Genomic DNA, 21572 nt, shown 5'->3' on the forward strand with positions numbered 1-21572 from the left:
ATTTGATGATGACCACGCCAACGCTCGCGCCGTTGACCACCGCTGACCTGGCTCCGCTTGTTCCGGAGCTGGTGCTGATCGGCGGCGCCTTCGCACTGCTGATGCTCGACCTGTTTATGAGCCAGCGGAACAAGGTCTGGACCCACTTGTTCTCTATCGCTGTTCTGGCCGTGGTGTTTGCGTTGTTGGCAACCGGCACGGGCGGGCAGGGCGACATCTTCAACGGCATGTTCGTGCGCGATACCGCCGCGGATGTCATGAAGACGGTGATCGTGCTCGTCAGCGGGTTGAGCCTGGTTTATGGCTGGACTTATCTGCGCGAGCGCAATCTCTATCAGGGCGAAATCCCGGTGTTGGTGTTGTTCGCCACCGCCGGCATGATGCTGCTAGCCTCGGCAGGCAGTCTGCTGATGGTCTATCTGGGGCTGGAACTGCTGGCGCTGTGTTCGTACGCGCTGGTCGCATCCAATCGCGACAACGGCCTGGCCACCGAAGCGGCGATGAAGTATTTCGTGCTGGGTTCGCTGGCGTCGGGTCTGCTGTTGTACGGCATGTCGCTGGTCTACGGCGCTACGGGCACACTGAGCCTGGCGGGCATCCATGACGCGATCGACGGCTCGGGTGAGCGCACACTGCTGCTGACCGGCACCATCTTCATGATCGCTGGTGTTGCATTCAAGCTGGGCGCCGCGCCGTTCCATATGTGGCTGCCCGACGTCTATCAGGGCGCCCCGGCACCGATCGCGTTGTTTATCAGCTCGGCACCGAAGTTGGCTGCATTCGGCATGGCCTACCGCCTGCTGGAAGTGGGTATGGGTCCGTTGTCGCCGCAGTGGCATCTGCTGATTGGAGGGCTGTCGGCACTGTCGTTGGTCATCGGCAACCTGATGGCCATCGCGCAGACCAATCTCAAGCGCATGCTTGCGTATTCGACGGTGTCGCATATCGGCTTCCTGCTGATGGGCGTGGCCGGTGGCGGGGAAGAAGGGTATGCGGCTGCGATGTTCTATGCAGTGAGCTACACCATCATGTCGACCGCTTCGTTCGGCGCGATCATTGCGTTGTCGCGCAATGGCTTTGAAGCGGAGAACATCGACGACTTCAAGGGGCTCAACGCGCGCAATCCGTGGATGGCTGGCCTGGTGCTGTGCATCATGGCTTCGCTCGCGGGCATTCCGCCGTTCCTCGGCTTCTGGACCAAGCTCGCCGTGCTGGGCGCGGCGGTGAAGGGCGACATGCTGTGGCTGGCGCTGGTAGGTGTGTTGTGCGCGGTGATTGGTGCGTACTACTACCTGCGTGTCATCAAGGTCATGTACTTCGACGAACCGGTTGGTGAGCCGTTGCCCGCCAACAACGATCGCGTCCTGGGCACGGTGCTGGGCGTCAACGCACTCGCATTGCTGGCGCTTGGTCTGGCCTGGAGCCCGATCATGGTGTGGTGCCAGCGCGCGTTTGCTGGTCTGGCGTAAGCGGGCAGGCGCGCGCGACGCTGACGCAGCGGCGTTTGCTGCAGGTGTATGGCGCGGATCTGAAATAAAGTTGTGATTGGTGTTTCGTTTTTGTTGCATTGCGGTTATCATTCGCCGCGACGTTGGACACTCGCCAAAGTGTTCAACAGATGAAAAACTTAGGGCTTGCAATTGCCGCTCAAGTTCTTCATAATTCCGCTTCTGCTGCGGGGTGGAGCAGTCTGGCAGCTCGTCGGGCTCATAACCCGAAGGTCGCAGGTTCAAATCCTGCCCCCGCTACCAAGTTTGAATTGCTGCTTTAATGCAGTTTGCCTTAGGGCAGCAGTTCATGTTCTTGGATCGCAAAGACGCATGTTCCCGTCTTTGCGCCGACCCTGAGAGGTCGGGCTTTTTTCACGCAAGGGGCCCATCGGGCCCCTTGTTTTTTCCGGAACCGGAAAGTTTGCTGCCGGTTGCCGGGGTTCTACTGGCAATCATTTGATCAGGGCAGTCTGTGAGCGAAAAAGCGACCGAAATCGCGAATCTGCTGAGTCCAACGGTTGAGTCCCTGGGCTTGGAACTGCTGGGCGTGGAGTATCTCCCCGCGCCAGGTGGCGCCACGTTGCGCCTTTACATCGATGTGCCGTCGGCCGAACAGCCCGAGCGTGTGATCAACGTCGACGACTGCGAGCGCGTGAGCCGTGAAGTGTCGGCCCAGCTCGACGTCGAAGACCCGATCAGTGGCAACTACACCCTGGAAGTGTCATCGCCGGGTGTGGACCGTCCCTTGTTCACCCTCGAACAGTTCGCGCGCCATGCCGGCGAGTCCGCAAAGATCGTATTGAAGCTTGCGCAGGATGGTCGGCGCCGTTTTCAGGGTCAGATCCTGCGTACCGAGTCTGAGTCCGAGGCCGTAGTGTTTTCGGTCGATGGCAAGGACGTCCAGATCGGCTTCGACAACATCGACAAGGCGCGCATCCTGCCGGATTGGGTTGCCTTGGGCCTGGCGCCGCAAAAACCGAATAAGCCCGGCCCGAAAAAACCCGGGCACGACAAGAAGAAACCATCCAACGAGTCGGCGGCTGGCAAGCCGCGCGCGGAGTGACTAAATGAGCAAGGAACTTTTGCTGGTAGTGGATGCGGTGGCCAACGAAAAGGGCGTGCCGCGCGAAGTGATCTTCGATGCGATCGAGGCCGCGTTGGCTTCCGCAGCGAAGAAGCGCTATCCCGACCAGGACGTGCTGGCACGCGTGACCATCGACCACAAGGACGGTAACTACGAAACCTACCGTCGTTGGGAAGTCGTCGCCGACGATGTGGTGATGGAGTCGCCGGATCGCCAGGTGCGTCTGATGGATGCCATCGACGAAGCCGACGGCGTGGATGTGGGCGACTACATCGAAGAACAGATCGAAAACCCGGATTTCGGCCGCATCGCCGCGCAGGCTGCCAAGCAGGTAATCGTGCAGCGTGTGCGCGAAGCCGAGCGTCAGCAGGTTGTGGACGCATGGAAGGATCGCGTCGGCGAGTTGATCACCGGTGTGGTCAAGCGTGCCGAGCGCGGCAATATCTTTGTCGATCTGGGCGGCAATGCTGAGGCCTTCATTCCGAAGGACAAGGGCATTCCGCGCGACGTGCTGCGCCCGGGCGACCGCGTACGCGGCTATCTGGCCGAAGTGCGTTCCGAACCGCGTGGCCCGCAGCTGTTCATCAGCCGCGCTGCGCCGGAATTCATGATTGAGCTGTTCAAGCTCGAAGTGCCGGAAGTCGGTCAGGGTCTGGTCGAGATCAAGGCCTGCGCACGTGATCCTGGCGACCGCGCCAAGATTGCGGTGATTGCGCACGACACGCGTACCGATCCGATCGGTGCTTGTATCGGTATGCGCGGCTCGCGCGTGCAGGCAGTGTCCAACGAGCTCAATGGCGAGCGCGTGGACATCGTGTTGTGGAACGAGAACCCGGCCAACTTCGTGATCAACGCGATGGCGCCTGCTGAAGTGCAGTCGATCATCGTCGATGAAGACAAGCACTCGATGGACCTGGCCGTGGCGGAAGACCGCCTGGCGCAGGCAATCGGCAAGGGCGGCCAGAACGTGCGTCTGGCCAGCCGCCTGACCGGTTGGCAGCTCAACGTGATGACTGCCGACCAGGTGGCTGCAAAGTCCGAAGCTGAACAGGCATCGGCGCGCCAGCTGTTCATGGATCGCCTGGAAGTGGACGAAGAAATCTCCGCGATCCTGGTGTCCGAAGGCTTCAACACGGTCGAAGAAATCGCCTACGTGCCAGTCGGCGAACTGCTGGCGGTGGAAGGCTTCGACGAAGACATCGTCGAAGAACTGCGTGCCCGTGCCCGCGATGCGCTGCTCAACGCCGCGCTGGCCGAGGAAGAAGGCCTGGAAGGAACTCAGCCCACCGAGGACCTGCTGGCGCTGGAGGGGATGGACGAGGAAACGGCCTTTGCTCTGGCCGAGCACGGCGTGCGTACCAGCGAGGACTTGTCCGACCTGGCAGCGGACGAGATCGTCGACTTCGGCATCGAGGGCATGACCCAGGAGCGCGCCTCGGCGCTGATCCTGGCGGCCCGCGCCGAGGAGATCGCCCGTTTGGAGCGCGGCGAATGAGCCGGCAATGAACCGCGCCCTGACCCCATCAGGGCTTAGAATCAGCGTTTCCCTTGCTCTGGGCGAGGGGGCGCCAACCAGATCATAGGATCCGAATGTCGCAGCAAACCACCATCCGCAAGCTTGCCGAACTGGTCAACACGCCGGTCGATAAACTGCTGGTTCAACTGGCCGAGGCCGGAATGAAGTTCAGCGGTCCCGACCAGGTCGTGACCAGCACCGAGAAGATGAAACTGCTTGGCTTCCTGCGTCGCACGCATGGCAAGTCCGATGCACCTGCCGAAGCGGCAAGCGAGGCAGCCAAGAAGATCACGCTGAATCGGCGCAAGCTGCAGGAAGTCACGGTCAGCGCCGGCCGCACCAAGACCACGGTCAACGTGGAAGTGCGCCAGAAACGGACGTACGTCAAATCCGAGAACGAAGTCGGCGGCCGTGCCGTGCCGATGACGCCGGACGAAGAGCGTGCCGACATCCTGGCCAAGCTCGCTGCATCGCGTCAGCGCAATCTCGACGAGCAGCAGGCCCTGGCCGAAAGCGACCGTGTGCGCGATGAAGCGATTCAGCGCAAGCGCGACGAAGAACAGGCCGCAAAAGACCGTGTAGAAGCCGAGCGCAAGGCTGCCGAGGAAGCCGCTGCGGCTGCCAGTGCGCCGGCCCCGGTTGCCGCTGCGCCGACGCCGTCTTCGGCGCCTGCTGCGCGTGCACCGTCCTCGCCGTCTTCGGCACCGCGTCCGGCCCGTCCGGCTGGTGCGTCGCCCGCTTCGCGTCCGGCGACGCCGGCCCGTCCGGATGATCGCAATAACGCAGCCAAGCACAAGACGCGCGGTTCGCACGTCATGGTGGCTGGCGTCGAAGACGACGATGCGACCAAGCGCTTTGCTGGTCAGCTGCATCTGTCGGCCGCCGATCGCGCGCGTCGTTCCAATGTGCGTGGCAAGCCGACCGGTCGTCCGGGTTCGTCGTCGTCGCGTCGCGGCAATGATGGCGGTCGTGGCAGCAACCAGAGCAACAGCGGCCCGCACGGGTTCGAGCGTCCGACTGCACCGGTGGTGCGTGAAGTGGCGATCGGCGAGACCATCACCGTGGCCGATCTGGCGCAGAAGCTTGCGCTCAAGGGTGGCGACGTGGTCAAGGCGCTGTTCAAGATGGGCGTCATGGCGACCATTACCCAGAGCATCGATCACGACACCGCTGCACTGGTGACCGAAGAACTCGGCCACAAGGCAGTGCGTGCGGACAATGCCGACTTCGAAGATGCGCTGCTGGCGCATTCCGAAGACGCGCAGGGCGAGACCACCTCGCGTCCGCCGGTCGTGACCATCATGGGTCACGTCGATCACGGCAAGACCTCGCTGCTGGACTACATCCGTCGCACCAAGATCGCTTCCGGCGAAGCTGGTGGCATCACTCAGCACATCGGTGCGTACCACGTCGAAACCGGTCGTGGCGTCATCAGCTTCCTGGATACGCCCGGCCATGCCGCGTTTACCTCGATGCGTGCGCGCGGCGCCAAGATCACCGACATCGTGGTGCTGGTGGTTGCGGCCGACGACGGCGTCATGCCGCAGACCAAGGAAGCGGTTGCGCATGCCAGGGCGGCAGGCGTTCCGTTGATCGTGGCGGTCAACAAGATCGACAAGGCCGGCGCGGATCCGCTGCGGGTCAAGAACGAATTGCTGGCCGAAAACGTGGTTGCCGAAGATTTCGGCGGCGACACCCAGTTCATCGAAGTGTCGGCCAAGGTCGGTACCGGTGTGGATACGCTGCTGGATGCGATTTCGCTGCAGGCCGAAGTGCTGGAACTCAAGGCAGTGGCCGATGGCCGCGCCAGCGGTACCGTGATCGAATCCTCGCTGGACAAGGGCCGTGGCCCGGTGGCAACGGTGCTGGTGCAGCAGGGCGCGCTGAAGCGTGGCGACTACCTGGTGTGCGGCATTCAGTACGGCCGCGTGCGTGCGCTGTTCGACGAAACCGGCCATCAGCCGGCCTCGGCAGGCCCGTCGATTCCGGTGCAGGTGCTCGGCCTGTCCGGCGTGCCGGAAGCTGGCGATGACTTCGTGGTCGTCGACGACGAGCGTCTGGCCAAGGACGTGGCACAGCAGCGCGAAACCAAGCGCCGCGAATCGCGTCTGGTCGCCTCGGCAACCAACCGCATGGAAGACATCCTGGCCCAGATGGGCAAGGGCGAAGGCCAACAGGTGTTGAACCTGGTGATCAAGGCCGACGTGCAGGGTTCGGTGGAAGCGCTCAAGCAGTCGCTGGTGGCGTTGTCCAACGACGACATCCGCATCAACGTGATCCATTCCGGCGTGGGCGGCATCACCGAGTCGGATGCGAATTCGGCAGCGGCGTCCAAGGCAACGATGATCGGCTTCAACGTGCGTGCGGATGCATCGGCGCGCAAGATCGTCGAGTCCAACGGTATCGATCTGCGTTACTTCTCGATCATCTATGACGTGATCGATCAGGTGAAGCAGGTGGCGTCCGGTCTGCTCGGCGTGGAAATCCGCGAAGAGATCATCGGTATTGCGCAGGTCCGCGACGTGTTCCGCAGCTCGAAGTTCGGTGCGGTTGCAGGCTGCATGATCATCGAAGGCGTGGTGAAGCGCAGCAAGCCGATCCGCGTGCTCCGCGACAGCGTCGTGGTGTTCGAGGGCGAGCTGGAATCGCTGCGTCGCTTCAAGGAAAACGTCGACGAAGTGCGCAACGGTACCGAGTGCGGTATCGGCGTGAAGGCTTACAACGACGTCAAGCCTGGCGATCAGATCGAGTGCTTCGAGCGTATCGAGGTTGCCCGCACGCTGTAATGGCTGCCGGGGCCTGCGGCCCCGGTCTTCCACACAGGCGATGGTGTACGCAAGTTCTGCAAGGCGAGGGCGGCATGGCCGCCCGCGTTCGTTTTTGGCTTCGGTGCCATCTGGCCCTCCGAATCAACCAGGTCCACGACCATGCCAACCAAATCATTCCATCGCACCGATCGCGTTTCTGCGCAGGTGCGTCGCGACCTCGGCACGATCGTGCACGCGGCCGTGCGCGACCACGGCTTGCCGTCGGTCAGCGTTTCCGATGTCGAAATCAGCCGCGATCTGGCGCACGCCAAGGTGTTCGTCACCGCGCTGCAGCAGGAGCGTTCGGCTGAAGCGGTCAAGGGACTCAAGGAAATTGCCGGGCAGCTGCGCACGCAGCTGGCGCGCGCGATGAAGCTGCGTCACGTGCCCGAGCTGCACTTTCACTACGACGACTCGGTCGATCGTGGCGAGCGTATCGATAACCTGCTGCGTGACCTGGACGATGTCGGTCCGCAGGCCACGTCCAGCGATGAAGACGCTGAGCAGCGCTAAGCGCTGTGTGGGCGGGGCAAGATTGCCGCGCCCCCTGGATTCCCGCGGACGCGCACAGCGCCCGATTCGAGCACCGATCTTTTGAAACCCCGCATCGTCTATCGCCCGCTGCACGGCATCCTGTTGCTGGATAAACCGGCCGGGCTCAGTTCCAACAACGCATTGCAGGCCGCGCGCCGTCTGTTGCGAGCCGAGAAAGGCGGCCACACCGGTAGCCTGGATCCGCTGGCCACCGGCTTGCTGCCGTTGTGCCTGGGCGAGGCGACCAAGATCGCCGGCTTGCTGCTCGGCTCGGCCAAGGCGTACGACGCCGAGGTGGTGCTGGGCGTCACCACCGATACCGACGATGCCGACGGTGAACCGCTGCGCGAGCGTGCGGTGCCTGCGCTGACCGAAGACGCGTTACGCGCAGCCTTGGCGCCGTTGATTGGCCGCATCCAGCAGCAGGCCCCGATCTATTCCGCGCTGAAGCAGGGCGGCGAGCCGCTGTATGCCAAGGCACGCCGGGGCGACGTGATCGAGGCGCCGGTGCGCGAGGTCGAGGTGCATGCGATCGAACTGATCAGTTATCACGCGCCGCGTCTGCAGTTGCGCGTGACCTGTGGCTCCGGCACTTACATCCGCAGCCTGGCCCGCGATCTGGGCGAAGCGCTCGGTTGCGGGGCGCATATCGCCTCGTTGCGCCGGCTCTGGGTCGAGCCGTTCCGGTCGCCACAGATGGTGACCCTGGAGGCGTTGAGCGCGGCATTGGAATCGGGTGCGCGGGCCGAAGATTTGCTGCTGCCGATCCAGGCCGGGCTGGCCGATTTTGCGCAGATCACCCTCGACCAGGCCCATGCGACCCGCTTCCGGATGGGGCAGCGGCTGCGCGATCCTGCATTTCCGACCGGGCAGGTCGCGGTATTCGACCCGGATGGAAGCCCGTCAGGCCTTGGCCTTGTTGACGCTGACGGCAGGTTGTCGCCGCAGCGCCTATTCAATGGACTGAACGGAATTCCGGGTTGTTAAGGTTTAGTCAACTTGTTCCCGGCGCCGTGCAACGGTACAATTTCGCGGCCCCGATCGGGGCACCTCAGCGCCAAGCGCGCTTATCCCTAGCAAACGGCGAGTCCGACGGTGCGTCATGCACGTTTCTGTCGACCACGCATCTATCGAGAAAACATCATGTCTGTTGACACCCAGAAAGTTATTGAAGACAACAAGCGCAGCGCCCAGGACACCGGGTCGCCGGAAGTGCAGGTCGCTCTGCTGACCGCACGCATCGAGCTGCTGAGCGGTCACTTCAAGACCCACAAGAAGGATCACCACAGCCGTCGCGGTCTGCTGCAGATGGTCAACCGTCGCCGCAGCCTGCTCGACTACCTGAAGAAGAAGGACAACGAGCGTTATAAGTCGTTGATCGAGAAGCTCGGCCTGCGCCGCTAATCGAGTCCTACCACCGCGGTGCAGCGATGCGCCGCGGTTTTGTTTTGGTCGTTCGCAAACGCGTCATCGCACCATCAAGTTTATGGGCCGGAGCCTCCCGGCCGCCCGTTCTCGGCATGGGTCGACGACGGTCCAACGAAGACAGTTACACCTAAGGAAAAAACCTCCGTGGCAAAAATCACCAAAACCTTCCAGTACGGCAAGCACACCGTCACCCTGGAGACGGGCGAAGTCGCTCGCCAGGCGAGCGGTGCCGTCATCGTCAAGATGGACGACACCGTACTGCTGGTCACCGCCGTCGCCGCAAAAACCGCGCGCGAAGGGCAGGACTTCTTCCCCCTGACGGTCGATTATCAGGAGAAGTTCTATGCCGGCGGCCGCATCCCGGGCGGCTTCTTCAAGCGCGAAGGACGTGCGACCGAGAAGGAAACGTTGATCTCGCGCCTGATCGACCGTCCGATCCGTCCGCTGTTCCCGGAGGACTACAAGAACGAAGTACAGATCATCGCGACCGTGATGTCGATGAACCCGGACATCGACGGCGACATCGCCGCGCTGATCGGCGCATCGGCTGCACTGTCGCTGGCCGGTACCCCCTTCAACGGCCCGATCGGCGCCGCCAAGGTGGGCTACAAGAACGGTGAGTACATCCTCAACCCGACCATCGCCGAGCTGAAGGATTCGCAGCTGGAGCTGGTGGTTGCCGGTACCGCCAATGCGGTGCTGATGGTCGAGTCGGAAGCGGAGCTGCTGTCCGAAGAAGTGATGCTGGGCGCAGTGACCTTCGGTCATCGCGAACTGCAGAAAGTCATCAACGCGATCAACGAGCTGACCGTCGAAGCCGGCACCAAGCCCAGCACCTGGGTTGCGCCTGCCAAGAACACCGCGCTGATCAACGCGCTGAAGGAAGCCGTCGGCACGCAGCTGGCGAGCGCCTTCCAGGTGCGCGACAAGCTGCAGCGTCGCGACGCCATCTCGGCGATCAAGAAGGACGTGCTGGAGTCGTTGGCCGGCCGCGTCGCCTCCGAGGGCTGGAACACCGCTGAGCTGTCGAAGGAATTCGGCGAGCTGGAATACCACACCATGCGCGACTCGGTGCTCGACACCAAGGTGCGTATCGATGGTCGTGCACTGGATACCGTGCGTCCGATCGCTGTGCAGGCCGGCGTGTTGCCGCGTACTCACGGCTCGGCGCTGTTCACTCGCGGCGAGACGCAGGCGATCGTGGTCACCACGTTGGGCACTGCCCGCGATGGCCAGGTGATCGACGCGGTCAGCGGCGAGTACAAGGAAAACTTCCTGTTCCATTACAACTTCCCTCCGTATTCGGTGGGCGAGTGCGGTCGTTTCGGTGCGCCGAAGCGTCGCGAAATTGGCCACGGCCGTCTGGCCAAGCGCGGCGTGCTCGCCGTGATGCCGAGCCTGGAAGAATTCCCGTACACCATCCGTGTGGTCTCGGAAATCACCGAGTCCAACGGTTCCTCGTCGATGGCATCGGTCTGCGGCAGCTCGCTGGCGCTGATGGACGCTGGTGTGCCGATCAAGGCGCCGGTCGCAGGTATCGCCATGGGTCTGGTCAAGGAAAACGACCGCTTCGTGGTGCTGTCGGACATCCTGGGTGACGAAGATCACCTGGGCGACATGGACTTCAAGGTGGCCGGTACTGCCGAAGGCGTGTCCGCGCTGCAGATGGACATCAAGATCGAAGGCATCACCGAAGAAATCATGAAGCAGGCATTGCAGCAGGCCAAGGCTGGCCGTCTGCACATCCTCGGCGAGATGGCGCATGCACTGACCACCCCGCGTCTGGAACTGAGCGACTACGCGCCGCGTCTGCTGACCATCAAGATCCACCCGGACAAGATCCGCGAAGTGATCGGCAAGGGTGGTTCGACCATCCAGGCGATCACCAAGGAAACCGGTACGCAGATCGACATCCAGGACGATGGCACGATCATCATTGCCTCGGTCAACGCCATCGCCGCGCAAGCTGCGAAGTCGCGCATCGAGCAGATCACCTCGGACGTGGAGCCGGGCCGCATCTACGAAGGCAAGGTCGCCAAGATCATGGACTTCGGTGCGTTCGTCACCATCCTGCCGGGCAAGGACGGCCTGGTGCACGTCTCGCAGATTTCCAGCGAGCGCGTGGAGAAGGTCGGCGACAAGCTGAAGGAAGGCGATCTGGTCCGCGTCAAGGTGCTGGAAGTGGACAAGCAGGGCCGTATCCGTCTGTCGATCAAGGCAGTGGAAGAAGGCGAGGGCGTTCCGCCGTCGGCCGAGTAATCGCCGCTGGTTGATGCGTCACGAAAAGCGGGCTTCGGCCCGCTTTTTCGTTGTCGATTCGGAATAGCCCATGCCGTGTTCCTTTTCCCTTTGGGAGAAGGTGCCTGAAGGAGCGGATGAGGGGTCGGGCGCAGCCTCATGCAGTTGAGGCATCACCATGTTCGCCCCGTACCCGCCCCCCTCTCGGCGGGAGAATGGCTAGAGCGTGGCGCCACGTGTCTGTTACTTCTCCCCTCGGGAGAAGGTGCCCCGAAGGGGCGGATGAGGATACGTGCGCAGTCCGGTGCAGTTGAGGCAGCACCAGGGCTTCGCCCGGTACCCCCAAACCCCAGCCCCTCACTCGCAGGGAGAGCGGCTTTGAATCTTTGCTCACCCAGGCTGCTGCGTCGGCGCCGGCTGCGTTTCCGGGCGCGGGGGCACCACGCGTGGGAAACCTGGAGGCATCGTCTGCTCGGCAGGCAGTGCGGTGGGCGCAGGCAGTGGCTCGGTTGGCGGTGGCGCCAGCATTGCTGCGTCGGGACGCAGCTTCAGCAGTGCCGCCCAGTCGCGTCGGTTGAAGTCGCACAATTCTTCGTGTGCCGGCGTGCATTCGCTGGCGACGCCAAGGCTGTCTTCATTCTGATCTTGCGCGCTGTCGGACTGCGGCGTCGGCAATACCACACGGCCGGCGCGGTCCAGCGGCATCTTGCGCATCATCACGGTGTTGAACACGTTGCCGCCAATCAGATACAGCGTGCGATCGCCACCGACATTAGCGGCCACCACCACATCGCAATGCGATTGCCATGGCATCGGTGCGCTACCGCCCAGCGCGGCCTTCAAACCCGCGTAGCCGAGTGCAACGTTGCGCCCACGCAGCAGGCATAGCAGATCGCCGGGTGCGGGTTTTTCCACCGCAGGGTCGGTGAACTGGTACGGGCCGGTGGCGCCGTCGTTGTAAGCGCTGCGGATGTAATCCAGATGGCGTGCGGAGCGATGGAATCCGCTCAGTCTCGCTTGCGTCATCACCCATGAAATGAAGGCGGCCGACCACGGGTTGTCGATCAGGAACGCACGACAGTCGCTGGCGGTATAGCGGGTGCCGTCCAATGCAGCGCAGCTCGATGCGCCGGGACGTCCGCCCATCGAGGCAAGCGTGCCGCTATCGCGCCAATAGCCTGCGACGCGTTGCCAGGCCACGACGCCATGGTCGGCGAGATAGCCGGATTCGGCCTCGGTCACGCCCAGGCTGGCAAGGCGGCCTTTGGCGTCGATAAACGGGTGCTGCCATAGACGATGCTCATTGCAGGCCGTGCGCACGATGGCGATGGCTGCAGGGCTGGTGCCGAAGCGCGGTGGCATATCGCACACTTCCGCAGCCGCAGCGCTGCCACCCAATCCTGCAAGCAGCAGGCACATCCACGGCCAGGGTCTTACGGTCATCGAACATCCTGCACGAAATCAATCGCAGCAGGCTGACAGAGCAGCCTGCGCGCACGCGTGAAATCAGCGCGGGGCCGGGCCGAGTTTGAGCGACAGATCCACCGCCTGCACATGCTTGGTGAGCCCGCCGATGGAAATGCAATCCACGCCGTCCTGCGCAATTGCGCGGATGCTGGCCAGGTCGACGCTGCCGGAGACTTCCAGCGGGATACGTTGATCCACCGGCAACGCGGCGACGATACGCACGGCATCGCGACGCATCGCCGGATCAAAGTCGTCGATGAGGATGCGCGTGCAGCCCACCTGCAATGCCTCGCGCAGCTGCGCCAGCGTTTCCACCTCGACCACCAACGGTAGCTGCGGTTGCTGAGCACGTGCGGCCTGCACGGCTGCGCTCAACGAGCCGGCGGCGCGGATGTGATTTTCCTTGAGCATTACCGTGTCGAACAGGCCGATGCGGTGATTGTCGCCGCCGCCGCAGCGCACTGCGTATTTCTGCGCAATGCGCAGGCCCGGCAGCGTCTTGCGCGTGTCCAGGATGCGGGCGCCGGTGCCTGCGACTGCGGCCACATACGCTGCGGTGGTGGTAGCCGTGGCCGAAAGCGTCTGCAGAAAGTTGAGCGATGTACGTTCGGCACTGACCAGGCTGCGGCTGCGCCCTTGCAGGATGGCCAGTACCGTGCCGGCGCTGACGTGCTGGCCTTCGTGCACGTGCCAGTCGATGCGTACCTGCGGGTCGAGCGCGCGATGCGTGGCATCGAACCAGGGCCGGCCGGCAATCACCGCATCCTGCTTGCACAGCAGATACGCACTGTCGGCTTGATCGGGAAGCAATGCGGCAGTTACATCGCCAGTACCGATGTCTTCGGCCAGCGCGCGCGCCACATCGGCGTCGACCAACGTGGCTGGCGGCGCCTCCGGCATGGTGCGCACGGACGAATTCACTTGTCGGGAAAGTCGGTGATCTGGGCGGTGCCGATGGCTTCTTCGGCCAGCAGTACCGGAATGCCGTCGTCGACGCGGAAGATCTGCTTGCGGTCGCGGGTGATCAAGGCCTCGCGCAGCGGCTGGCTTTGCGCGGTACCGTCGGCGCGCTGCAGGTTTCCGGCGGCGATGGCGGTGTTGAGTGCTTCCAGGCCTTTGCCGTCCAGCAGCGAGAGTGGCTGGCGGGTGTCGGGCGAGCACAACAGGTCGAGCAGTTTGCGATCCATCGAAGTCTTGTCTTGCGTGGAGATTGGCTAGAATACGTCTTTACCGCAGGGCAGGGCCATGACCTCCAACCACTCCGCGCCGCTGGTCGGCATCGTGATGGGCTCCCGTTCGGATTGGGAGACCATGCAACACGCAGCTCAGAAGCTCGATGCGCTGGGCGTGCCGTACGAAGTCAAGGTGGTGTCGGCGCACCGCACGCCCGATGTGCTGTTCACCTACGCCGAGCAGGCGAGCGCGCGTGGGTTGCGCGCCATCATTGCCGGTGCCGGCGGCGCGGCGCACCTGCCGGGCATGCTGGCGGCCAAGACGGCGGTGCCGGTGCTGGGCGTGCCAGTGCAGTCCAAGGCGCTCAACGGCATGGATTCACTGCTGTCGATCGTGCAGATGCCGGCGGGCATCCCGGTGGCTACGTTTGCGATCGGCAATGCCGGCGCTGCCAATGCGGCATTGTTCGCCGCTGCGATGCTGGCGCCGGAGCAGGCACAGATCGGCCAGGCACTGGCGCAGTTCCGTGCCAAGCAGACCGATGATGTGATGGCCAGCGACGACCCGCGCCAATGACCACAGTCGGCATTCTGGGGGGCGGCCAGTTGGCGCGCATGCTGGTGCTGGCCGGCGCGCCGCTTGGGCTGCGGTTTGCAGTGTTCGACCCGGCAGCCGATGCCTGCGCAGGGCAGGTGGCGCCGCTGCAGGTGGGCGCGTTCGACGATGCTGCCGCGCTCGCTGCGTTCGCCGCGCAGGTGGATGTGATCACCTTCGATTTCGAGAACGTGCCCGCAGCCAGCGCGCAGCAACTCGCCGCGCAGGTGCCGGTGTTTCCGCGCCCGGATGCCTTGGCGGTGGCGCAGGACCGGTTGAGCGAGAAAACCTTGTTCCGCGAACTCGGTATTCCGGTGCCGGAGTTTGCTGCCATCGACGACCGCGCCGGGCTTGACGCTGCGTTGGCGCGTATCGGCACGCCGTGCGTCCTCAAGACGCGCCGCTTCGGTTATGACGGCAAGGGCCAGTTCCGCATCAAGACGCTTGCCGATGCCGATGCGGCATGGGCTGCGCTGGGTGCACAGGCAGCCAAGGTCGGGCTGATTCTTGAGGCATTCGTGCCATTTCAACGCGAGGTCAGCGTGGTGGCGGTGCGAGGCCGCGATGGTGAATTCCGTGCGTGGCCGCTGACCGAAAACTGGCATGTCGATGGCGTGCTGTCGGCCAGTCTCGCGCCTGCCAATGTGGACGCAACGTTGCAGGAGGTCGCCGAAGCACACGCGCGCGCCATTGCCGATACGCTCGACTACGTGGGCGTGTTCGCCCTGGAGCTGTTCGTGCGCGATGGCACACTGCTCGCCAACGAAATCGCCCCGCGCGTGCATAATTCCGGCCATTGGACCATCGAAGGCGCGGAGACCTCGCAGTTCGAAAATCACGTGCGTGCGGTACTCGGGTTGCCGTTGGGCAGCACGGCAATGCGTGGTCATGCGTGCATGCTCAACTGGTTGGGTGAGATGCCGGATGCTTCGGCATTTCTGGCGGTACCCGGTGGGCATTGGCACGACTACGGCAAACAGTCGCGCGATGGTCGCAAGGTGGGCCACGCAACGCTGCGGGCCGATACGCCGCAGATGCTGGCGCAGGCGCTCGTCGAGGCCGGCATGGCGTTGCAGCGCAAGGCGCACGTTGAACCGGTGATTGCGCGCCTGCGCGAAGGCTGAGTGTCAATCCCGAGAGATCGCGACGCAGCAGTGCGGCGTCGCGCTGGTTGTTGTGCCGACTGCGTGCGCTTCGATTGAGTGCGCGCAGGCGGGTGCATCGGCGAGCGCTCAGTCGCTAACGAGGCGCGTCTGCTAGCCCAACCGGCTGGCCACAAAATCCCAGTTGATCAGCTTCCAGAATGCCTCCAGGTACTGCGCACGGTCTTGCTGGTAATCCAGGTAGTACGCGTGTTCCCAAAGGTCGCACGCCAGCAGCGGCGTATCCGGCCCGGTCTGCGGGGTGGATGCATTGGGTGTTGCGACAACGGCCAATGCACCGTCCGGACGCTGCACCAGCCATACCCAGCCCGAGCCGAAGCTGCTCAAAGCGACGCGATTGAATTCCTGCTTGAAGTGCACGAAATCGCCGAAGGATGTGCCGATGCTGTCGGCCAGCTTGCCGAGCGGCTCGCCGCCGCCGCGTGGCCGCAGGCATTGCCAATAGAAATTGTGGTTCCACACCTGCGCGGCCAGATGAAACAGCGTGCCCTGTGCCTGCGCGATGATCTCTTCGAGCGTCAGCTCGGCAAACTCGCTGCCTTCGATGCGCGTATTGAGCCGTTCGACCTCGCCGCGATGACAGACGCCGTGGTGCGCCTCCAGGGTCGCGGACGAGAGATGCGGCTCCAGAGCGGCGCGGGAGTAGGGCAGTGCAACGTGTTCGATCGGCATGATGGCAATGGCAGCGAAGGGAGTGCGGCGACAGGTCGCGCTGAAGGCTTACAATGCGCGCCTTTGCGGAAGTCTATCCGACCCGGCGGTCGGGCCTGCCGCTCCCAGTCAGGAGAGTCCAATGCCGGTGATGGAACGGATCCAGGCCGAAGTCGAACAACACCCGATCGTGTTGTTCATGAAAGGCACCCCGCAGTTCCCGATGTGCGGGTTTTCCAGTCGCGCAGTGCAGGCGTTGATCGCCGCTGGCGCAGACCAGGTGCGCACGGTCAACGTGCTGGAAGAACCCGAAGTGCGCGCCAATCTGCCGCGCTATTCCAACTGGCCGACCTTCCCGCAGTTGTTCATCCATGGCGAGTTGATCGGCGGGTGCGACATCACGCTGGAACTGTTTGAAGCCGGCGAGCTCAAGCGCATCGTCACCGAAGCGTACCAGCCGTGAGTGCAGTGCAGGGCCAGCCTCTACCGCCATCATTGACCGGGCGGGTCGTGCTGATCACCGGCGCGGCCGGTGGGCTGGGCACCGCTGCCGCACAGGCATGCGCATCCGCAGGGGCGACCGTGGTGCTGCTGGGCCGCAAACTGCGCCCGCTGGAACGCGTCTACGATGCCGTCGCCGCGCTAGGGCCGGAGCCGTTGCTGTATCCGCTCGACCTGGCCGGGGCGACCCCGGAAGATTACGCAGCATTGGCGCAACGGCTGCAGTCCGAATTGGGCGGCGTCCACGGCCTGCTGCATTGCGCGGCCGAGTTCGGAGGGCTGACGCCTGCCGAACTTGCGGCACCTGCGGACTTCGCACGCAGCATCCACGTCAACCTCACCGCACGCGCCTGGCTGACCCAGGCCTGCCTGCCCTCGATGCGGCAGCAGGACGACGCGGCCGTGGTCTTCGTCGTGGACGATGCCGTGCGCGTCGGGCAAGCGTACTGGGGCGCATACGGCGCCGCCCAGCACGCACAGCTCGGCGTGATCGCCAGCCTGCATCATGAAACTGCAGCCGGTCCGGTGCGTGTCCATGGCTTGCAACCTGGCCCCATGCGTACTGCGTTGCGCGCGCGCGCCTTTACCCATCAGGAAGACAGCGAGGCGGCCGATCCTGCCCGTTACGCGTCCGCCTGCGTCACCCTGTTGTCCATGGCAGGTGTCCCGCACCGCGGTGCGATCTGGAGCCCTTCCACATGACCATTCTGTCGGCGGCGTTGCTGCTGTTCCTGATCCTGGACCCGCTGGGCAACATCCCGGTCTTTCTCAGCGTGCTCAAGCCGTTGCCGCCGAAGCGTCAGCGCTTCGTGCTCGCACGCGAGCTGTTGATCGCGCTGTGTGTGCTGATGGCGTTCTTGTGGGGCGGCAAATACGCGCTGGAACTGATGCATCTACGTCAGGAATCGGTGGCCATCGCCGGCGGCATCGTGCTGTTTTTGATCGGCATCCGCATGATCTTCCCGCGCCCGGAAGGCCTGATGGGCGAGATCCCCGATGGCGAGCCCTTCATTGTGCCGTTGGCCATCCCGCTGGTGGCCGGCCCGTCCGGTATGGCCGCGGTGATGCTGATGGGTAGCAACGAACCCACGCGTCTTTGGGACTGGAGCCTGGCGCTGATGATCGCCTGGATCGGCGCTTCCACGATCCTGGCATCGGCACCATTGCTGTACAAATTGCTCGGCCACCGTGCACTGACCGCAATCGAACGGCTGATGGGCATGCTGCTGGTCGCGATTTCGGTGCAGATGTTCCTGGACGGGTTGGGGACGTACTTCAAGCTGCCGGTGTCCATCTAAGGCGATTGCCATATTCGGGAACGACCCGGGCCGCGCGCCGCGTCTTGCGCGCGCGGTTGCGCAGAGTGGGCGAACGGCATTCCCGCCGGCTTTCCGCGCGTAAGAAACTCCCTGTCGAGACGCACGTCTCGCTCCCGCTGCGACCTTGCGCAGTCTGGCGGTTGCGCCGTCACATGCGAAGTTCATGTTGCAGTGCGCGAACTTTGTCACGCCGCCGTCACAATCAGGCCTTAGCGTGTTAATCTGTTGTTAACCGTTGCGGCAGCAACCAGCCGCGCGGCAAGGGACCCCCAGATCATCGGCAGCCCACCCCCGGGAACGGTTGGGCTGACTGCGCCTTTTTGTCACTGCCCAACCTGTATCGAGGCTACCGAAATGACCCACCCCCGTTGTCTCCGCATGTCCAAGCTCACCCTTGGTCTCGTTGCCGCACTCGCCGCTGCGCCCGTATTTGCCCAGAGCACCTCCGCCGGCGTCGCTGGCCTGGTCACCAGCAGCGGCGGTCAGCCGGTGCCGAATGCCGAAGTCACGATCACCCACGTCGAATCGGGCACCGTCAGCCGCGCCACCACCGATGCCAGCGGACGCTACAACGCGCGCGGCCTGCGTGTGGGTGGGCCGTACACGATCTCGATCACCAAGTCGGGTGAAGGCACCAAGACCGAAGAGGGCGTGTACCTCAACCTCAATCAGGTCAATAGCGTCGACGCTTCCCTGGGCGGTGACGTCACCACGCTGGGTGCTGTGCAGGCCATTGGTGGCGACTACGGCTCGGCTCTGTTCAGTGCTAACAAGATGGGCACCGGCACCAACGTGACCCGTGAGCAGATCGAATCGCTGCCGTCGATCAACCGCAACCTGCAGGACTATGTGCGTCTCGACCCGCGCGTGGCGCAGACCGATAAGGCGCGCAACGAAATCTCGGTAGGTGGCCAGAATCCGCGCTTCAATCTGATCCGCGTTGACGGTATCAGCACCAATGACGCGTTCGGTCTCGAGTCCAACGGCCTGCCGACTCCCCGCCAGCCTTTCTCGATGGATGTCATCGACGAAATCTCGGTAGACGTTGCGAACTACGACGTCACCATCACCGGCGCCACGGGCGGCGTGATCAATGCGGTCACCAAATCCGGTACCAACGAATTTCACGGTTCGGTCTACAGCACCTATCGCGAGAACGATTGGTCGGGCAAGAACCAGAACGATATCCGCCCGCAGCTGTTCGATAACGAGACCACCTACGGCCTGACCCTGGGCGGTCCTATCATCAAAGACAAGCTGTTCTTCTTCGCCAACTACGAAAAGTACAAGGGCAAGGGCGTGTTCACCGGTGCGTCCGGCTACGGTCCGATTGGTTCTGGCGAGAGCAATATCGTCCAGATCTCGCAGGCGCAGGTCGATGAAATTATCGACATTTCGCGCAATGTCTACGGATTCGATCCGGGTACTCTGGCACTACCGGCACTGGATTCGGATTCGGAAGAAAAGGGCTTCAAGCTTGACTGGAATATTTCCGACAAGCACCGCGCTTCCTTCCGCTACGGCGAGACCGAGCAGAGCACCGCGAACCTTAACGGTTTTGGCAATCAGGCGCTTTCGCTGAATTCGTATCACTACGTTCGCGATTTCAGTCTCAAAACCTATACCGCGCAGTTGTTCAGCGATTGGACCGATACCTTTTCGACCGAAGCCAAGGTTTCCTATCGCGATTACTCGGCCGCGCGTACGGCCGCTTCGCAATTGCCGGCCGTAGCTGTGCGTATCGGCAACAACACCGTCAACCTGGGCACCGAGCAGAGCACCCAGGCTAACGAGCTGCGTACCGAAACGTGGAACGCCTTTTTCGCGGGTACGTTGTTCTTGAACGACCACACCGTCAAGTTCGGCTTTGACTACGAAGACAACGATCTTTTCAATCTGTTTGGGCAACGCGTCTTTGGTTCTTACACGTTCAACTCGATTTCGGACTACCGCAACAATATTGCCCAGAATTATCGTTACTCGCAGTCCAACAGCGGAAATATCGACGATATCGCTGCGAAGTGGGGAATGCGCAACGTGGGCGTATTTGTGCAGGACACTTGGGCAGTCAATAACAACCTGACGCTAACCTTCGGTCTGCGTTACGACGAGCCGATGGTGAAAAACAGTCCTGCCTACAATGCGACGGCATCCTCGGTGTTCGGTTTCCGCAACGACCAGACCATCGACGGGAATGGCCTGTTCGAGCCGCGTTTTGGTTTCAATTATACGTTTGACAGTGATCGCCCGACTCAGGTGCGTGGTGGCGTAGGCCTCTTCCAGGGCGCAGCGGCAACGGTTTGGTTGTCGAACCCATACTCCAACACCGGCCTGGCCTATACGGATTACAACTTCTCTAGCCCGGCACTGGTACGTGACAATGGCATCCGCTTTACTCCGGATATCAACAATCAGCCGCGGGGCACGACTGTCGCCGGAAGCACGCAATCTGTCGATTTCGTCGATGGCAAGCTGGGGCAGCCCTCAGTGTGGAAGGCGAACCTCGCCTTCGATACGGAATTGCCGTGGAACGGAATCGTTGCATCTGCTGAAGCTGTAGTTACGAAGGTCAACGAAGCCATCTACTATCAGCAGCTGAACCTGGGTGCGGCGAGTGCAGTGGGCCAGGATGGCCGCAACATTTACTGGAACGCGAACGGTCTTCGTCCTTCCAGTTGGAACGTCAACGGCCTGCAGCCAACTGGTGTTTCAGTGGATGCACGCGGCAATCGTGATCGCCGATACAACGATGCGCTGATCGCGCGTCCAACCGACAAGGGCGGCAGCGAGAGCTTCACCGTCGGTCTGAACAAGCCCTTCAACGGTGGTGATTGGTCGTGGGGCCTGTACTACACCTACACCGATGCCGACGAAGTCAGCGGCCTGACCAGTTCGACCTCGGGTTCGCAGCTGGGCAATAACGCGGTATTCCAGGCCAACGAAAACGTCGCTTCGACCGCCGCGTACGAAGTGAAGAACAGCATCCTCGGTACGTTGAACTGGAAGCATGCGTTCTTCGGCGATTACGAGACCAAGTTGGGCCTGATCTACCAAGGCCGCAATGGTCGCCCGTATAGCTATGCGTTCGACAACGACGCCAATGGCGATGGTCGCTTGAACGACCTGTTGTATATCCCGGCCGGCCGTGGCGACGTGCTGTTCGGTACCGCGCGAGAAGAACAGGCGTTCTGGAACTACATCGAAGGCAACGAGTATCTGGCCGCCCGTCGTGGTCAGGTCGCCGAACGTAATGGCGCACGTAACTCCTGGATCAACCAGTTCGACCTGCACATCGAGCAGGAGATTCCGGGCTTCTTCAAGGACAACAAGGCCTCCCTCTGGCTTGACGTCATGAACGTGGGCAACCTGCTCAACAAGAAGTGGGGCCGTGTCGAGGAATATGGCTTCCCGGGTATGCGTGGTGTCGTGGAATACGGCGGTATCGATGCGGCCAGCGGCAAGTACGTATATCGCTTCAATACGCCGGACCAGTCCACCGTGTACGACGACCGCGGCATCTCCCGCTGGGCACTGCAGCTGGGTTTCCGCTACCAGTTCTGATCGCGTTTAGCGTGTCATGTGTTGCGAAAACGGCCGGGTCTTCCCG

Annotated in this window: 18 protein-coding genes and 1 tRNA gene; 15 read left to right on the plus strand and 4 right to left on the minus strand. The window is 62.8% G+C overall.

Features of this window, described 5'->3' with window-relative positions:
- Positions 1–8: 8 nt before the first annotated feature.
- From nuoN to pnp, 9 genes are all read left to right on the plus strand, one after another.
- A complete protein-coding gene (gene nuoN / locus VC212_RS11630; protein WP_115514561.1) occupies positions 9–1469 on the plus strand; it encodes an NADH-quinone oxidoreductase subunit NuoN in 1461 nt (486 codons plus the stop codon).
- 205 nt (positions 1470–1674) lie between these two features.
- Positions 1675–1751 (plus strand) — tRNA-Met (locus VC212_RS11635).
- Positions 1752–1962: 211 nt separating this feature from the next.
- Positions 1963–2553, plus strand: a complete 591-nt coding sequence (rimP, locus tag VC212_RS11640) for a ribosome maturation factor RimP (RefSeq protein ID WP_323514925.1) — start codon at positions 1963–1965, stop codon at positions 2551–2553.
- Between the two features lie 4 nt (positions 2554–2557).
- Positions 2558–4069, plus strand: coding sequence for a transcription termination factor NusA (nusA, locus tag VC212_RS11645; RefSeq protein WP_055850094.1), 1512 nt, complete (start codon positions 2558–2560; stop codon positions 4067–4069).
- Positions 4070–4164: 95 nt separating this feature from the next.
- On the plus strand, positions 4165–6876 hold the full coding sequence (gene infB, locus VC212_RS11650) for a translation initiation factor IF-2 (protein ID WP_055850096.1): 2712 nt from the start codon (positions 4165–4167) through the stop codon (positions 6874–6876).
- Between the two features lie 141 nt (positions 6877–7017).
- The gene (gene rbfA / locus VC212_RS11655) at positions 7018–7410 is read left to right on the plus strand and encodes a 30S ribosome-binding factor RbfA (protein ID WP_005991395.1); all 393 of its coding nucleotides are present in this window, start codon (positions 7018–7020) and stop codon (positions 7408–7410) included.
- A gap of 81 nt (positions 7411–7491) precedes the next feature.
- The gene (truB, locus tag VC212_RS11660; protein WP_323514924.1) at positions 7492–8418 is read left to right on the plus strand and encodes a tRNA pseudouridine(55) synthase TruB; all 927 of its coding nucleotides are present in this window, start codon (positions 7492–7494) and stop codon (positions 8416–8418) included.
- A 156-nt stretch (positions 8419–8574) separates the two neighbouring features.
- Positions 8575–8835 carry a 30S ribosomal protein S15 gene (rpsO, locus tag VC212_RS11665; protein WP_055850100.1) on the plus strand — a complete coding sequence of 87 codons (261 nt, stop codon included), beginning with the start codon at positions 8575–8577 and terminating at the stop codon, positions 8833–8835.
- Between the two features lie 168 nt (positions 8836–9003).
- A complete protein-coding gene (gene pnp / locus VC212_RS11670; protein ID WP_055850102.1) occupies positions 9004–11118 on the plus strand; it encodes a polyribonucleotide nucleotidyltransferase in 2115 nt (704 codons plus the stop codon).
- Positions 11119–11487: 369 nt separating this feature from the next.
- Here the strand turns inward: pnp and VC212_RS11675 are convergent, their stop codons facing one another.
- The 3 genes from VC212_RS11675 to VC212_RS11685 all read right to left on the minus strand — a co-directional run bounded on the left by VC212_RS11675 (position 11488) and on the right by VC212_RS11685 (position 13751).
- A complete protein-coding gene (locus VC212_RS11675) occupies positions 11488–12540 on the minus strand; it encodes a DUF2272 domain-containing protein (protein ID WP_323514923.1) in 1053 nt (350 codons plus the stop codon).
- Between the two features lie 63 nt (positions 12541–12603).
- Positions 12604–13485, minus strand: coding sequence for a carboxylating nicotinate-nucleotide diphosphorylase (gene nadC, locus VC212_RS11680; protein WP_323514922.1), 882 nt, complete (start codon positions 13483–13485; stop codon positions 12604–12606).
- Positions 13482–13751: a Trm112 family protein gene (locus VC212_RS11685; RefSeq protein ID WP_055850108.1), complete on the minus strand. Its 270-nt coding sequence runs from the start codon at positions 13749–13751 to the stop codon at positions 13482–13484. Before VC212_RS11685 ends, nadC begins: the two co-directional genes overlap by 4 nt.
- A 58-nt stretch (positions 13752–13809) precedes the next feature.
- Between VC212_RS11685 and purE the strand changes: the two genes are divergently transcribed.
- Together purE and VC212_RS11695 are read left to right on the plus strand one after the other, a co-directional pair.
- On the plus strand, positions 13810–14313 hold the full coding sequence (purE, locus tag VC212_RS11690; RefSeq protein WP_316686613.1) for a 5-(carboxyamino)imidazole ribonucleotide mutase: 504 nt from the start codon (positions 13810–13812) through the stop codon (positions 14311–14313).
- Positions 14310–15455: a 5-(carboxyamino)imidazole ribonucleotide synthase gene (locus VC212_RS11695; protein ID WP_323514921.1), complete on the plus strand. Its 1146-nt coding sequence runs from the start codon at positions 14310–14312 to the stop codon at positions 15453–15455. Before purE ends, VC212_RS11695 begins: the two co-directional genes overlap by 4 nt.
- A gap of 132 nt (positions 15456–15587) precedes the next feature.
- Here the strand turns inward: VC212_RS11695 and VC212_RS11700 are convergent, their stop codons facing one another.
- Positions 15588–16166, minus strand: a complete 579-nt coding sequence (locus tag VC212_RS11700) for a Fe-Mn family superoxide dismutase (RefSeq protein WP_323514920.1) — start codon at positions 16164–16166, stop codon at positions 15588–15590.
- 121 nt (positions 16167–16287) lie between these two features.
- Between VC212_RS11700 and grxD the strand changes: the two genes are divergently transcribed.
- The 4 genes from grxD to VC212_RS11720 all read left to right on the plus strand — a co-directional run bounded on the left by grxD (position 16288) and on the right by VC212_RS11720 (position 21526).
- On the plus strand, positions 16288–16608 hold the full coding sequence (gene grxD, locus VC212_RS11705) for a Grx4 family monothiol glutaredoxin (RefSeq protein ID WP_055850119.1): 321 nt from the start codon (positions 16288–16290) through the stop codon (positions 16606–16608).
- The gene (locus VC212_RS11710) at positions 16605–17348 is read left to right on the plus strand and encodes an SDR family NAD(P)-dependent oxidoreductase (RefSeq protein WP_323514919.1); all 744 of its coding nucleotides are present in this window, start codon (positions 16605–16607) and stop codon (positions 17346–17348) included. The genes grxD and VC212_RS11710 overlap by 4 nt, the downstream gene beginning before the upstream one ends.
- The gene (locus tag VC212_RS11715) at positions 17345–17944 is read left to right on the plus strand and encodes a YhgN family NAAT transporter (protein WP_005996031.1); all 600 of its coding nucleotides are present in this window, start codon (positions 17345–17347) and stop codon (positions 17942–17944) included. Before VC212_RS11710 ends, VC212_RS11715 begins: the two co-directional genes overlap by 4 nt.
- A 375-nt stretch (positions 17945–18319) precedes the next feature.
- Positions 18320–21526 (plus strand): TonB-dependent receptor, encoded by a 3207-nt coding sequence (locus VC212_RS11720; protein WP_323514918.1) that lies wholly within the window; start codon positions 18320–18322, stop codon positions 21524–21526.
- The last annotated feature ends 46 nt before the right edge of the window (positions 21527–21572 follow it).

The sequence above is a fragment of the Xanthomonas sp. WHRI 8932A genome (assembly GCF_035012785.1).
Taxonomy (GTDB): Bacteria; Pseudomonadota; Gammaproteobacteria; order Xanthomonadales; family Xanthomonadaceae; genus Xanthomonas.